The sequence below is a fragment of the Pseudomonas sp. GL_090 genome (assembly GCF_057837765.1).
Window position 1 is genome coordinate 4,408,679 of record NZ_CM174452.1, and the last position, 15,997, is coordinate 4,424,675.

3 protein-coding genes and 2 pseudogenes are annotated in these 15,997 nt (G+C 64.5%); all 5 read right to left on the reverse strand.

Going from position 1 to position 15,997, the window contains the following annotated elements; genetic code table 11:
- Window positions 1–14 precede the first annotated feature (14 nt).
- The gene (locus AC3ITA_RS19815) at window positions 15–11,825 is read right to left on the reverse strand and encodes an amino acid adenylation domain-containing protein (protein ID WP_489278261.1); all 11,811 of its coding nucleotides are present in this window, start codon (window positions 11,823–11,825) and stop codon (window positions 15–17) included.
- The gene (locus tag AC3ITA_RS19820; protein ID WP_489280812.1) at window positions 11,822–12,196 is read right to left on the reverse strand and encodes a phosphopantetheine-binding protein; all 375 of its coding nucleotides are present in this window, start codon (window positions 12,194–12,196) and stop codon (window positions 11,822–11,824) included. The genes AC3ITA_RS19815 and AC3ITA_RS19820 overlap by 4 nt, the downstream gene beginning before the upstream one ends.
- Window positions 12,194–13,789, reverse strand: a pseudogene (locus AC3ITA_RS19825) (amino acid adenylation domain-containing protein); the annotation flags it as partial. The gene AC3ITA_RS19820 and the pseudogene AC3ITA_RS19825, both read right to left, overlap by 3 nt.
- A 210-nt stretch (window positions 13,790–13,999) precedes the next feature.
- Window positions 14,000–14,920: pseudogene (locus tag AC3ITA_RS19830) on the reverse strand (condensation domain-containing protein); the annotation flags it as partial.
- Window positions 14,921–14,931: 11 nt separating this feature from the next.
- Window positions 14,932–15,990 carry a TauD/TfdA family dioxygenase gene (locus AC3ITA_RS19835; protein WP_489278262.1) on the reverse strand — a complete coding sequence of 353 codons (1,059 nt, stop codon included), beginning with the start codon at window positions 15,988–15,990 and terminating at the stop codon, window positions 14,932–14,934.
- Between the last annotated feature and the right edge of the window lie 7 nt (window positions 15,991–15,997).

Consider the following 15,997-nt stretch of genomic DNA (forward strand, 5'->3'; position numbering starts at 1 on the left):
GTCGCGGGCAAGCCCTAGATCTGCGCCACCACCTCCCGGCCAAGCGCCGCCACCACGACGTCCAGGCACTCATCCTGCTGCAGGATATCGAAGTGGCCGGCCGTCACCGTTTGCACCTTGCGCAGCCGTGGTTGCTGACGCTCCAGGGTCGCGCGTTCGGCCGTCGGGTTGCCATCGGCCCACCAGCAATGCAGTTCGGCCTGAGGAATCGGCAAGGTTTCGACCTGCCGCGACAGCGCCTTCAAGCGTGTGCTGACCATGAACGTCTGGGCCAACTCGTCGGCACCAAGCAGCGCATAACCGCTGGCCTGATCGCTTTCGCTGTCGATCACCGCGCGAATGATCCGCGCCACGGCGTCGTGGTCCCCTGCCGACTCGGTAGTCAACACCCGGGCAATCACCTCGCCATCCATGCTCAAAGTTGCACCGAGGAACTCGGCCAGATCCGTACGCCACTCATCCGGGCTGGCCACGGCATTGGCCTGGGTCGGTACAAAGCTGTCCACCAGACCGACGAATGCCACACGCTGGCCCTGCTGTTCGAACAGGTCACTCACCAGCAACGCCAACGCCCCGCCCAGCGACCAGCCCAACACGTGGTACGGCCCCTGGGGTTGCCGGGCGCGGATTGCCTCGACGTAGTCGGCGGCCATCTGCGCAAGCGAGGTGTCGTGCCATTGCCGGTCGAGCAGCATCCGGCATTGCACGCCGTACACCGTGCGCTCCCCCTCCAGGCGCCGGGCCAGTGGCTCGTAGTCGAACACCGTGCCGAAACCGGCGTGCAGGCAAAACAGCGGCGGCTGATCATTCACCACCTGGTTGAGCAGCAACAGCGGTTGCGGACTCTGCCGCACGGGCTGTTCATCGACTCCGGACAACCCGGCAATCGTCGGTTTGGCCATCATGTCCCGCAGCTTGAGCTGGAAGTCAGGCTCGTTCAGGGCGCGGACTTTCGAGATCACCTTGAGGGTGCGCAGCGAATCGCCGCCCAACTCGAAGAAGTTGTCGGTGATGCCGACCTTCTCGACACCCAATACCTGCTGCCAGATCTCCGCCAGCGCCCATTCCAGCGGCGTGCGCGGGGCCATGTATTCGCGACCGCTGAAGGCCGGGTCCGGCAGGGCCTTGCGGTCGAGCTTGCCGTTCGGGGTCAGCGGGAAGCGCGACAGCACCACGACCTGCGTCGGCACCATGTAGTCGGGCAGGCTTTCGCGCAATGCCGCCTGGCAACGCGGGCCGAGGCCATCGTCTTGTGCCGCGACCACATAGCCCACCAGTTGCGGCCCCTGGCCGTTGTCCCGCACCACTACCAACGCATCGTTGACCCCGGCCTGCTCGCGCAAACGGGCTTCGATTTCGCCCAATTCGATGCGGAAGCCGCGCACCTTGACCTGATGGTCGATGCGCCCGACGTAATCGAACACGCCATCTTCGCGCCGGCGCACCAGGTCGCCGGTGCGGTACAGGCGCCCGCCCTCGGCGCTGAACGGGTCGGCGACGAAGCGCTCGGCAGACTGCCACGGGTGACGGTGGTAGCCGCGCGCGACACCCCGTCCGCCGATATACAGCTCGCCGACCATGCCCACCGGCAACGGGTTGAGGTCCATGTCCAGCACGTGCAGGCTGCGGGCGCCGACGCGTTGGCCAATCGGCGCGTACATCGCCTGGCAGTGGCCGTCGGCGGCGATTTTCCACAGCAACGGCGTGACCACGGTTTCCGTCGGACCGTAGCCGTTGACCAAGTATTGTGGCTTGAGGGTGTGCTTGACCCGTTCGAAGGTGGCGTCCGGCACCGCATCGCCACCGAAGCAATAGATGCGCACCGGCGGCGGATCGCCGCCCTGCAGTTCGGCGTGCTCGGCCAGTTGCAGCAGGTACGCCGGCGGGAAGCAGGCGACGCTGATGCGCTGGCGGTGCAGCACCGCCAGGGTCTGTTCGGCGGTCCACAGGGTGTTGTCGCGGATCACCAGGGTCGAGCCGCTGATCAGCGCGGTGATCCAGCGTTCATGGGCACCGTCGAAGGCGAACGACATGAAATGCAGTTCGCGATTGTCCGGGTCCATCTCGTACAGCTCGGCGATGGCTTGCACGTGCATGCTCAGCGGCCCGTGGGACACGGCGACGCTTTTCGGCTTACCGGTGGAGCCCGAGGTGTAGATCAGGTAGGCCAATTGCTCGGCGTGCACGGAACACGAAGGCAGCGTCACATCGACATCAAGGTTCAAGCGATCCACGGCGACCATCGTTGTGCCCGGATTGAGTTGTGCGCTATCGCGCAGCCGCTCCTGGGTCAGCAGCAGACGCATGTCGCTGTCGGCCATCATGTAGCGCAGGCGTTCCTGCGGGTATTGCGGGTCCAGCGGCACATAGGCGGCACCGCACTTCATCACCGCCAGCAGCGACACCACCAGCTCCAGCGAGCGCTCCATGAACACGCCGATCACGTCTTCGGCCTGCACGCCCCGTTCCAGCAAATGCACCGCCAAGGCGTCGGAGCGACGGTCCAGCTCGGCGTAGCTCAACTGCTCGGCGTCACGCTCGGCATGACTGAGCACCAGCGCCGTGTGATCCGGTTGCAGTCGCGCACGCTGGCGGATCAGCTCGTGCACCGGCGTCTCGCCCCCCTCGGCCATCACCGGCAGCTCGCCGTCCAGCGCCCGGCCTTCGTCCAGGGTCAGCAGGCCCAGCTCACCGACGGTGCGCCCGGCATCGTCGCACAGACGCAGCATCAGGCTTTCCATGTGGCCGCGCAGGATTTCCACGGTGGTCAGATCGAACTGATCGCGCTGGTGCATGTACTCGATGCGCAGCCCTTCATCGAGGCTGACCATCAGATCCATGGCAAAGCTGGTCAGGCCGAAATCGGAAATGTCCTCGAAGCGCAGGGAGTCGCCGTTCCACTCGCGCAGGGTGCGGTCCACCGGCTGGTTTTCGAACACGATGATGCTGTCGAACAACGCCTGCCCACCCTGCCCGGCCCAGCGCTGGATGTCGCTGAGCGGGGTTTGCTGGAAGTCGCGGATGTCGAGGTTGTAGGCCTGGATTTCGCGCAGCCAGTCACCGACGCGGGCTTCAGTCGGCACCGTATTGACCACCGGCAAGGTGTTGATGAACAGCCCGAGCATGTTCTCCGAGCCGTTGAGGGTTTCCGGACGCCCGGACACGGTGGCGCCGAAGGTCACCGTGCGCTGGCCGGTGTAGCGCTGCAACAGCAACAGCCACGCGGCTTGCACCAGGGTGTTGAGCGTCACTTGCTGTTGCTGGGCAAAGGCCTGCAAACGTCCGGTCTGCGCGGCACTCAGGTGCGTATAGATTGCGTGGTAACCCGCCTGCGGCGCCTTGACCGGCAAAGCGCGGGCCAGGTGCGTGGCGCCTTCGAGGTTGGCGAGCTTGCCTTTCCAGAACGCCTCGCTGGCCTCGGCGACTTGCTGGCCGAGCCAGTCGATGTAGTCGCGATAGGCGGCCACCGGCTCGTGCTCGTCGCCACTGTAATGGCGCAGCACTTCACCGATCAGGCGCGACACGCTCCAGCCGTCCATGAGGATGTGGTGATAGGTCCAGATCAGGCGATAGCGGTCGTCCTCCAGGCGCACCAACAATAGGCGCAACAAGGGTGCGCGGTTCAACGAGAAGCCACGTTCGCGCTCCTCGAGGGCCAGTTGGCGCACACGCCCGGGCTGATTATCCAGACCACGCCAGTCCAGTTCGGTGAGCAATGACGGCGCATCACGCAGCACCACTTGCAGCGGTTCCTTGTCGCCTTCCCAGAGGAATGCGGTGCGCAGAATCCCGTGACGCCGGGCGGTGTCGGCCCAGGCTTCACGGAAACGCGCGCCATCAACCCCGCGCACGCCCACTTCGATCTGGTTGACGTACAGCCCCGAGTCGCCGTCCTGCACCGAGTGGAACAGCATGCCCTGCTGCATCGGCGACAGCGGATAAACATCCTCGACTTCGTCCGCCGTCAGTTCCAGCGCCTGATATTGCGTGTCACTCAGTTCGATTTTTGCTGTCGGTGCGAACACAGTCGGTACAGCTTGATCCTCCCCGACCGGTTGAGCGACCGAGGCCAGTTCGGCGATGGTCGGATGGCTGAACACATCCTTGGGTGAAATGCTCAACCCGGCCTTGCGTGCGCGACTGACGGCCTGAATCGAGACGATGGAATCACCGCCCAGTTCGAAGAAGTTGTCTTGCATGCCAATCTGCGGCACTTCGAACAACGCCTGCCACACCGCTTGCAGCGTTGTTTCCGCGGCATTGCGCGGCGCGATGTATTCACGCACTTGTTGATCCGGCTGCGGCAATGCGCGGCGGTCGAGCTTGCCGTTGGGCGTCACCGGCAACTGTTCGAGCAGCAGCACGTGGCTCGGCTGCATGTGCTCGGGCAGCGCGTTGCGCAGGTGTTGCTTGAGTGGATCGAGGGCAGCATCACCTGTGACGTAAGCCACCAGTTGTTTGGACTTGCCGACATCGAGGGCAATGACCACCGCTTCGCGCACGGACGGATGTTCCAGCAGGCAGGCTTCGATTTCCCCCAGCTCGATGCGCAGGCCGCGGATCTTCACTTGATGGTCGATGCGCCCGACGTAATCGATTACGCCGTCCTCGCGGTAACGCGCCAGGTCGCCGGTGCGGTACAGGCGCTCGCCCTGTAAACCGAACGGGCTGGCGACAAAGCGCTCGGCGGTCAGCTCCGGACGGTTGTGATAACCGCGAGCCAGGCCGATGCCGCCCAGGTACAGCTCACCGACGCAACCCTGCACTTGCGGTTGCAGGCTGTCGTCGAGGATGTAGGTGACCAGGTTGGCAATCGGATAACCGATCGGCACGCTGAAGCCGCCGTCGTCGACACAGGTCCAGTGGGTCACGTCGATGGCCGCTTCGGTCGGGCCGTACAGGTTGTACAGGCCGACGTTGGGCAGCACGCGGAACAGGCTGTGCTGCAAGTCTGCCGACAAGGCTTCGCCGCTGCACAGGATCTGCCGCAGGCTGGCGCACCGCTCGAAGCCTTCGCCCTGGACAAACGCCTGCAACATCGACGGCACGAAATGCAGGGTGCTGACCTGGTACTGCTCGATCAGGCTGACCAGTTGCGCCGGATCGCGATGAGCGCCCGGTGCGGCCACGGCCAGGCGCGCGCCGGTCATCAATGGCCAGAAGAACTCCCAGACTGACACGTCGAAACTGAACGGGGTTTTCTGCAAGACGGTGTCGCGCCCGTCCAGTGGATAAGCGCCCTGCATCCACGCCAGGCGGTTGTACAAGGCATCGTGACGGTTGGCCGCGCCCTTGGGTTTGCCCGTGGAACCGGAGGTGTAGATCATGTAGGCCAGCGATTGCAACTCGACCACGCAGGGCAGGTTCTCGTCGCTGCGGCCTTCGAGCAACGGCGCCATGTCGTCCAGGCAGATCGCCGTGGTGGCGGCTGGAATCGGCAACTGCTGCAGCAAATGCCGTTGGGTCAGCAGCAGGTGTACGCCGCTGTCTTTGAACATGTGTTCCAGGCGTTCGCGCGGGTAGTCCGGGTCCAGCGGTACATAGGCGCCACCGGCCTTCATGATCGCCAGCAGGCCGATCACCAGTTCCAGCGAACGCTCGGCGGCAATGCCCACCAGCACTTCGGCGCCGACGCCTTGGCTGCGCAGGTAGTGCGCCAGCCGGTTGGCCTGTTGATTGAGCTCGCGATAGCTGAGGGTCTGGCCGGCAAACACCAGGGCCGGGGCCTGCGGGGTTTGCAGCGCCTGGGCTTCGAAGCACTGGTAGACCGGGCGCACATCCGGCCAGGCCTGCGCGGTGCGGTTGAAGCCTTCGACCTGCTGCGCCGTTTGTTCGGCATCGAGCAGGCTCAGGCGCCCCAATGGCTGCTGTGGCGCACGGACCATGGCATCGAGCAACGCCAGCAGACGTGCGCTCAAGCCTTCGATGGCTTCGGCGCTGAACAGCGCCGTGTCGTAGTTGAAACGCAAGTCCAGGCGTTCACCCAGCTCGGCGGCGATGGCCAAGGGGAAGCTGGTCTGGTCGTGGTGACTGATGCCGGAGAACTTCAACGCGCTGGCGTTACCCTGCTCCAGCGCTTGCGCCACCGGGTAGTTTTCGAACACCAGCAGTGTGTCGAACAGCGCCTCGCCAGAATGACCGGCCCAGCGCTGCACATCTGCCAGCGGCGTGTATTCGACTTCGCGCAACCTGAGGTTGAGTGCCTGGACTTCATCGATCCATTGGCTGACCGTGTGCTCGGGGTGCGGTGTGGCGATCACCGGCAAGGTGTTGATGAACAGACCGATCTGCTGCTCGATGCCTTGCAACTCGCTCGGACGCCCCGACACTGTGGCGCCGAACGCCACAGTCTGCTGCCCGGTGTAGCGCTGCAACAGCAACAGCCACGCCGCTTGCAGCAGAGTGTTGGGCGTGACGCGGGCCTGACGGGCAAAGCCGCTCAGGCGTTCGGTGGCCGCGCGGTCCAGGCTCAGGTGCAGGGTGCGATGAGCATCGCTCTGCCCTGCAACCGGTCCTGGCAAGGCGCCGGCCAGTCGCGTCGGCTCGGTGAACGACTGCAATTGCTCCAGCCAGAACGCTTCGCATGTGGCGCGATCACGGCTGCCCAGCCAGGTCATGTAATCGCGATATCCGCCAACGACTGGCGCCGGTATGACACCGGAGTAGCGTTGCAGCACTTCGCCGAACAACTGCGAGGTACTCCAGCCGTCCAGCAGGATGTGGTGATTGGTGAAGATCAGGTGATGGCGGTCAGCGGCGGTCTGCACCAACGTCAGGCGCAGCAACGGCGCCACCGTCAGGTCGAAACCGCGCAAACGGTCGTCCTCCGCCAGGCGATCCAGCGCTTCGGTCACCTTGGTTTGATCGCGCCAGTCGAGCACAGTCAGCGGCAGCGTGGCGTCGGCGAGGATCACTTGCAGCGGCCGCGAGCCGTTGCTTTCACTGAAGAACGCCGCGCGCAGCACTTCATGGCGCTGCAGCGTCTGTTGCCAGGCATCGCGGAACGCCTCGACGTCGAGACCCTGCACATCCACGCGCATCTGCGGGATGTAAGCCCCGGCATCCGGGGCGAACAGGCTGTGAAACAGCATGCCTTGCTGCATCGGCGACAGCGGCAGGATGTCTTCGATCCGGCTGGCCGCCAGCGGCAAGGCATCCAGCTGCGCCTGATCGACGCGCACCAGCGGCACATCGCTCGGGGTCAGGCCGCCGGCACCGCTGAGGCAATGTTCGATCAGTTGCTGCAGTTCCACCGCATAGGCATCGGCCAGACGCTGCACTGTCTGCGGGTTGAACACGTCACTGCTGAAGGTCCAGCTCAGGCGCAGTTGCCCGGCATACACCTGGCCGTTGATGCTCAGGCCCCGGTCCAGCTCGGCCGATGCGCCCTGCTCGGCGCCACCGTTTTCCTTGGCCGGGCGCCACGGCGCCTGTTCGTCGAAGCTGGCGTCGAACTGGCCCATGTAGTTGAAGGTGACTTGCGGTGACGGCAGATCCTCAAGGCCGGTGTCGGCCAGATAGCGCAGGATGCCGAAGCCGATGCCTTTGTCAGGCACGGCGCGCAGCTGTTCCTTGACCGCTTTGACGCTGCCGGCCAGATCAGTGGCCGGAGTGAGTTTCACCGGAAAAATCGAGGTGAACCAGCCCAGGGTGCGGGTCAGGTCGATGTCGTCGAACAGGTCTTCGCGGCCGTGGCCTTCCAGTTTCACCAGGGTCGAAGTTTGACCGGTCCATTGGCCCAACACCCGCGCCAGCGCCGTCAGCAACAGGTCGTTGACCTGGGTGCGGTAAGCCGCCGGAGCATCTTGCAGCAGCTGGCGGGTCAAGGTGCTGTCGAGCACGGTTTCCACGCTGATGGCGTGCTGGCTGGCCAGGCTGCCTTGGGGGTTGTCGGCGGGCAGTTCAACTTGCACGTCGCGGTACTGGTCTTGCCAGTAATTGGCCTGGCTGGCCAATCCGGCACTTTGCGCATGGGATTGCAGGCGAGCGGCCCAGGCCTGATAGGCACTGGTTTTCGCTGGCAGACGCAAGGGTTGAGCTTGCTGCGCTTGTTGATACGCGGTTTGCAAATCCTCCAGCAGCAATCGCCACGACACGCCGTCCACCGCCAGGTGATGCACCACCAGCAACAGGCGCTGACCCGCCGCGCCCATGTCCACCAGCAAGGCGCGCAACAGCGGGCCGTCCTGCAGATTCAGGCTGGCCTGCGCGGCGTTGCACAGTTCCAGCAATTCATCGGCATCGGCATCGGCAGCCTGGCGCTGCCACAGCACCTCGGCACTGTTCCACTGCTCGGCCTGGGCCTGTTGCCAGACGCCGTCGACATTACGCAAACGCAGGCGCAATGCATCGTGATGCTCCACCAGCGCGGCCAAGGCCTGTTGCAGGCTGGCGCTGTCCAACGGTTCGCGCAGTTCCAGCAGCAGCGACTGGTTCCAGTGATGACGGGCCTCGATGTCTTGCTCGAAGAACCAGTGCTGGATCGGCGTCAGCAGCACCTCGCCACGCACCGGCCCCTGGTCGATGAGCAACCCGGCGCTGCGTACCGCGACCTTCGCCAGGCTCTGCACGGTCTGGTGCTGGAACAGGTCGCGGGGGGTGATGCGAATCCCGGCCTGACGCGCACGGCTGACCACCTGGATCGAGATGATCGAGTCGCCGCCCAGCTCAAAGAAGTTGTCGTCGATGCCTACGCGCTCGAGCTTGAGCACGTCCTGCCAGATCGCCGCCAATTCGGTTTGCAGCGCATCCATCGGTGCCGTGTAAGCCTGCTGCGCCAGCGCCGCGTCAGGCTTGGGCAATGCACCGCGATCCAGCTTGCCGTTGCCGGTCAGCGGCCATTGGTCGAGCTTGATCAGGTGCGCCGGCACCATGTATTCCGGCAGACCGGCCTGCAAGTGTTCGCGCAGGGACTGACGCAAATCGCTGTCGTCGCCGGTCGCGGTGAACCATGCGACCAGTTGCGGGCTGCCATTGACCTCGGGCGCCAGCACCAGCGCCTGCTCGATGACCGGATGACTTTGCAGGCGATCCTGGATTTCCCCCAGTTCGATGCGGAAGCCACGGATCTTCACTTGATGGTCGATACGCCCGGCGTACTCGATGCTGCCATCGGCGCAATACCGCGCCAGATCGCCGGTGCGGTACAGCCGCGCGCCCGACTCGGTGGCGAAAAGGTCCGGGACAAACCGCGTGGCGGTCAGGTCGGCACGCTGGTGATAACCGCGAGCAAGGCCAGCACCGCCGACGTACAACTCACCGACGCAACCCTTGGCCACCGGGTTCAGGCGCGGGTCGAGCACGTACCAGCGCAGATCAGCGATCGGCTCGCCCAGCGGCGAGCTGTTGGCGCCGTCGAGGTCGGCGCGGGACAGCGGTCGGTAGGTCACGTGCACCGTGGTTTCGGTGATGCCGTACATGTTGATCAGCAACGGCTGCCGGTCGTCGAAGGCGTCGTACCACGGACGCAGGCTGGCCACGTCCAGCGCCTCGCCGCCGAACACTACATAACGCAGGGACAGGTTTTGCGCATTGGCGCAGGCGAACGGCATCAACTGGCGGAAGGCCGACGGCGTCTGGTTCAGCACAGTGACGCGCTCGTCGCTGAGCAAACGGGCGAAGTCTTCCGGGGAGCGGCTGACCGCATGCGGCACCACCACCAGTTTGCCGCCGTAGAACAACGCACCAAAGATCTCCCACACGGAAAAGTCGAAGGCATAGGAGTGGAACAGGCTCCAGACATCGTCGGCGTTAAAACCGAACCAGTGTTGCGTGGCACTGAACAGGCGCGTCAGGTTGCTGTGGGGCAGCAGCGTGCCTTTCGGTTTGCCGGTGGAGCCGGAGGTGTAGATGACGTAGGCCAGGTTCTCTGGAGCAGTCAGGTTCGGCAGGTTGTCGGCACTCGCCTCGAGCATCCAGTCGCTGGCGTGATCGAGGTAGATCACTTCGATCTGTTCGTTCAAAGGCAAGCGTGGCAACAGCACGGAATCAGTCAGCAACAGGCACGTGCCGCTGTCGGCGAGCATGTAGGCCAGGCGATCCTGCGGATACTCCGGGTCCAGCGGCACATAGGCGCCACCGGCCTTGAGGATCGCCAGCAGGCTGACGATCATCTCCAGCGAACGCTCCAGGGCGATGCCCACCAACACGTCCGGGCCGACGCCGCGCTCGCGCAGGCGATGGGCGATGCGGTTGGCGCGGCGGTTCAGTTCGGCGTAAGTGAGGGTGACGCCATCGCAGGTCACGGCGATGTTGTTCGGGTGCGCGGCGACCTGGGCTTCGATCAGTTGATGGGCGCACAACAGGTTCGGCTGATCGCTGCTCAACCCGGCAGTGCGATTCCAGTCGAGCAAGGTCGCCTGCTGCTCGGCGGCGTCGAGCATGCACAGGTCCGCCAGGGCAACCGTGCTGTCAGTGCAAATCGCCTGCAACAGGCTCAGCCAATGCCGGCCGAGGCGCTCGATGGTCGAGGCGTCGAACAGTTCGGTGGCGTAGACGAACGACGCGCGGATGCCCTCGTCGCCCTCGACGGTGTCGAGCATCAGGTCGAACTTGGTGGTTTTCTCATCCCAGATCAGCGGTTCGACGCTCAGCCCTGGCAGGTCCCAGCGTTGCGGACCGCCACTGTCGCGCTGGTGGTTGAACATCACCTGGAACAGCGGCGTGTGGCTCAGGCTGCGTTCCACCCCCAGGCCATCGACCAGTTGCTCGAACGGCAGGTCCTGATGGGCCTGTGCGCCGAGTGCCGCGGCCTTGATCTCGGCCAGCAATTGCCCGAACGGCTGGTCGGCCCGTGGCTGGCTACGCAGGACCTGGGTGTTGACGAAAAAGCCCAGCAGGTTCTCGACGTCCTGGCGAGTGCGGTTGGCAATCGGCACGCCGACGCGGATGTCCTGTTCGCCGCTGTAGCGGTGCAACAGCGTTTGCAATGCCGCCATCAGCAGCATGAACAAGGTGCAGCCTTCGCGGCGGGCAAGATCCCGCAGTTGGGCGGTCAACGCAGTGGAGATTTCCAGCTCGACGCTGGCCCCCTTCTGGCTCGGGATCGCCGGGCGACGACGGTCGGTCGGCAGGTTCAGTGGCGGATGCTCGTGCCCCAACTGTTCGCGCCAGTAATTGAACTGGCGTTCGGCCTCGCCTGCCTCAAGCCACAGGCGCTGCCAGCGGGCGAAGTCGGCGTACTGGATGCCCAACTCCGGCAGCTGCGCAGACTGCCCGGTACTGAACTGCGCATAGAGGCGGGTGAACTCCTGCAACAGGATCGGCAGCGAGCCGCCGTCGGTGACGATGTGGTGGAAGGTCAGCACCAGCACATGTTGCTGCGCATCGAGGCGGATCAAGCGGCAGCGCATCAACGGACCGCTGTGCAGATCGAATGGCTGCTCGGCGTTCAGGGCGATCTGCCGTTGCAGTTCGGCCTCGTCGCCAGCGCTGACTTCCACCAGCGGCGCATCCATCCATGGGTGAATCTTTTGCAGCACTTGCTGCTCATCGAAGACGAAGGTGGTGCGCAGTACTTCGTGACGCTGTACCAGCGCGTCCAGGGTTTGCGCCAGCGCCTCAGGGTTCAGCTCACCGCTCAGGCGGAAGGCACCGGTCAGGTTGTAGGCAGTGGCCTGGGGCTGCATCTGCCAGAGGAACCACAAGCGCTGCTGCGCGTAGGACGCCGGCAGCGTGTCGACGGCGCGGTCCCGTGGCGGGATCGGCAGCAGTTCCAGGGTCAGCCCCTGGGCATGCATCTTCTGTTGCAACGCACGCCGGGCGTCCGCGCTCAAGCCGCAGAAACGCTGGGCCAGGGTCATCATTCTGTCCGGTGCGGCACTCATCGCGCGTGTTCCTCATCCACTTCGTCAAACAACGCTTCAAGGGCGTCTACATCGTTTTCTTTGTGTTCACTGTGCTGGTGTAACTGCTCGATTTCCGCCGCCAGTCGCTCCAGGGTGTCACCGTCGAAAAACAGCTTGAGCGGGATCGCCAGGTTCAGTTCTTCCTGAATCCGCGCACGAATGCGCGTGGCCAGCAGCGAGTGCCCGCCGAGTTCGAAGAAGTTGTCGTGCACACCGACGCGCTCGACCTGCAGCGCTTCGACCCAGATCGCCGCCAGGGTCTTTTCCAGGTCGTTGCGCGGCGCGACAAAGACGCTGCGGCGCACATCGAGATCGAACAAGGCCTGGCGATTGAGTTTGCCGTTGGGCATCAGCGGGAAACGCTCCAGCACCTGCAAGCGTGCCGGCTGCATGTGTTCGGGCAGCGCCTCGGCCAGGTGGCTGCGCAATTCGTTGAGGCGGATCTCGGCGGTGTCGGCCGGTGACACCACGAAGCCCAGCAGTTGCGGACCGGTCGGGGTTTCGTGGGCAATCACGGCGGCGTCCTCGATGCCCGGCGCGTTGCGCATGGCCGACTCGATTTCCCCCAGCTCAATGCGGAAGCCGCGGATTTTCACTTGATGGTCGACCCGGCCCAGGTACTCCAGCACGCCATCGGCGCGATAGCGCGCCAGGTCGCCGGTGCGGTACAGGCGCTGGCCTGCCGCCTTCGCGAACAGGTCGGGGACAAAACGCTCGGCCGTCAGCGTGGCCCGTTGCAGATAACCCCGGGCGATGCCGGCGCCACCGACATACAGCTCGCCTTCGACGCCCACGGCCACCGGTTGCAGGTCCGGACCGAGCACGTGGAGGCGCATGCCGGCAATCGGCTGGCCGATCGGGATGCTGTCATCGTCCTGGTCAAGCGGCAGTTCCCAGGCCGAACACCACACGGTGCCTTCGGTCGGGCCGTATTCGTTGACCAGCGCCACCCCCGGCAATGCCTCGCGATGTCGCTGCACCAGTGCGTTGCCGCAGGCTTCGCCAGCGACGATCACACAGGCCAGCGCCTGGCGGTCGAGGTGCTCGAGAATCTGCGCGTGGTAGGACGGCAAGGTCAGGTAGTGGGATATCTCTTCCTGCTGGATCAACGCCGCCAGTCTGGCCGGATCCTTGTAGTTGTCTTCGTCCGGCAGGCACAGGGTCGCGCCCTGCCCCAGCGCCCAGAAAACCCCGGCCACCGAGCTGTCGAAGGAGAACGACGAGAGCATCAGGAACGCGCGCAGCGGCTGGCGATAAAACGCCGTACGCGCCAGGGTCGAGGCCACGGCGTTGGCATGACTGATCATCACGCCCTTGGGCTTGCCGGTGGAACCGGAGGTGTAGATGACGTAGGCCAGGTTGGCGCTGTCGCCCTGAGGCGCAGGTTCGGATTGCGCGGCGGACCAGACTTCAGCCCCCGGCATCAGGGAAACCACACGCTCACTGTGCAACGCGTCTGGCAGCGGCTGGCAGGCCAGTACCTGGCGCGCGCCGGTGTCGGCGAGCATGAACGCCAGGCGCTCGATCGGGTAGTTCGGGTCCAGTGGCAGGTACGCAGCGCCAGCCTTGAGCGTGCCCAACAGGGCGATAACCATCTCCAGAGAACGTTGACCGTAGACCGCAACGATTTCATCCGCCGCCACCTCTTGGGCGCGCAAGGTATTGGCCACTTGGTTGGAGCGCGCATCCAGCTCGGCATAGGTCAGGCGCTGGCCGTTGACACTCAGGGCGATGCGTTGCGGATGCAGGCGCGCCTGTTCACTGAACAACTCGTGCAGGAACTGGCACGGCAAAACCTGTTCGGTGGCGTTCGGGTTGAAGCCTTCGATCAGGCGAGTCCGTTGCGCGGCACTGACCAGATCAGCCCCGGCCAGGGTCAGTTCGGGCGACGCCAACAGTTGCCGACTGAACTCGGCAAACTGCCCCAGCCACTCGGCCAGCATCGATTCAGGCAACGCATCGTCGAGACACGACAACTGCAACTGATCGCCCAGCACTCGCAAGCGCAGGACTTCCGGGTTGCCGTCGTCCACCTCGATTGCGGCCTCTTCGCCAGCCTGATGGACGAAGCCGTAACGCAGCGGCGCGGTGCCTTCAGTGCTCAATTCAAATTCATTGAGGCAATCGAGCCACGACAGCGACTGTTCGACGCTGGCGGCAAAGGTTGCCAAGGCTTGCGCCAGAGTCTGCTGGCTGCGGTATTCGAAGGCCACCGGCAAACGCCGGGCGAAACGCCCGAGGGTGGCGGCGGTCTGCTCGTTGCGACCGTCCACCTGCCAGCCGATCAGGCCTTTTTCCTGTTGGCCGATGCGCGCCACGAATGCGCTCCACAGCAGTAACGCGACCTGAGGTGCCTCGACGTTCGACTCATCAGCCAGTCGTTGTACCCCGGCGTACCAGGTGGCATCGCTGAGCGTGACCTGACGGCGAGCCAGGGACACTTCAACGGTTTTTTCGAACGGCAAACGGTGGGCCACGGCGAACTGCTGTTGCAGGTTGCGCCAGAACGCGGCGCCCTGGTGGCCGATGTCTGCTTCGCGCAGTTCTTCCTGCCAGGCGCTGTAGTCCAGGTATTGCAGCGCGTCCTCGTCTTCGACCAGGGTTTCGCCGCGCAACAGACTGGCAAGCTCGGCCGAGAGTACCCGCAGCGAGGCCTCGTCGAAGCTGCACGCTGGGGTCAGCAGGGTGATGAAAGACTGCCCTGCCTGGTCTTCAACCTGCGCCACCACCAGCGCCTTGCTCGAATCTTCAACCATGACTTCACGGCTGCGGCTCAAGGCCTCGTCCAGCGAAGGCTGGTTGCCCAGCAACGTGACCGGCAAGGCATCGCACAGGCTTTGCACCGGCCACTTCATGCCCGGCAGGCGGCGGTACAGCGTGCGCAGGATTTCATGGCGCCGGCCGAGTGTTTCCACGGCTCTGCGCAACGCCTGGGCTTCCACCGGGCTGGCGACCGGCAACGTCAGCGCGGCGAACAGCGGCCGAGCGCCCAGCTCCTGGGCACGCAAATAAAAGGCCTGCTGGGCCGAAGTCTGGAATACGTCTACCGAAGGTTCGAGGGCGGTGGTGTTCATGTCGGGTGTCCTTATTCCTGATCCAGGTCGGCGCTTTTCTGCGCGATGGCCATGGCCGTGAGGATTTTTCTGTAGCCGGTGAATTCGTTGCGCGCATGCACGCTGAGGATGTTGTCGAGCAGGACCACGTCGCCCTTCTCCCAGGCGAACTCGACCATCACCTCGCGGTAGATGCCTTGCAGGTGGCGAATCACATCCTCGGGAATCGGCGAGCCGTCGCCGAAGAAGGTGTTTTGTGGCAGGTCCTGCGGGCCGAATTCACGCAGCAGGTTGTCGCGGATGCTGTCAGGCAGGGTCAGTGCGTTGAAGAAGGTGCCGTGGTTGAACCAGATGCGCTCGCCGGTCAGTGGATGGCGCACGATGGCCGGGCCGTTCTGCCGGGTGCGCAGGCGGTTGCCCGGCTTCCATTCGGCCTGGATGCCAATTTTCGCGCAGTAGGCCTCGACTTCTGCGCGGTCCTCGCTCTGAAACACCGTCTGCCATGGCAGGCCCATGCCGTCGCCGTAGTTGCGCACGTACATGATGCGTTTGCGGGTAAATTCTTCGCGCACCGCCGGGTCGATCCGCGCGAGGATCCGGCGGGTATCGCCAAAGGGGGTTTCACCGCCGGTGGTCGACGGCGTGTCGCAGTAGAAATACAGGTGACGCGGGAACACCGGCGAATACGAGTGTTCGTTGTGCGGGAAAATTTTCTCCGCCGCCGGGTAATCGGTGGAGCTGTAGATCTTGAACTGGCCGCTGATCTGGGTCCGTGGCGAGGCGCGGAACAGGTACTCCAGGGCGCCGCCGGAAATCCCGTCGACGCATCGGTTGAACTCGCCGATATCGGCCACCTGGAAGCCACGGAACAGGATCACCGCGTGTTCCAGCAGCTTGCTTTCGATCAGCGCGCGACTCTGGCTCGCCCATTCCACCAGGCTCACGCCGGACACGGCCGGACGGCACACCAGCGGCATGCTGAGGCCTTCGAACATCGGCGCAAAACTCACCAGCCGCGTCGGATCGGTGGACAGGCTTTTGCGGGCACCACGGCCCATCCTGGGCATGGACTTGGTCGTTGAAACGGTCATAAACCCC

Bases quoted from the DNA above. Each gene is read 5' to 3' on its own strand.
- AC3ITA_RS19815 (WP_489278261.1), bottom strand. From the start codon at position 11,825: ATGAGTGCCGCACCGGACAGAATGATGACCCTGGCCCAGCGTTTCTGC.
- AC3ITA_RS19820 (WP_489280812.1), bottom strand. From the start codon at position 12,196: ATGCCCAACGGCAAACTCAATCGCCAGGCCTTGTTCGATCTCGATGTG.
- AC3ITA_RS19835 (WP_489278262.1), bottom strand. From the start codon at position 15,990: ATGACCGTTTCAACGACCAAGTCCATGCCCAGGATGGGCCGTGGTGCC.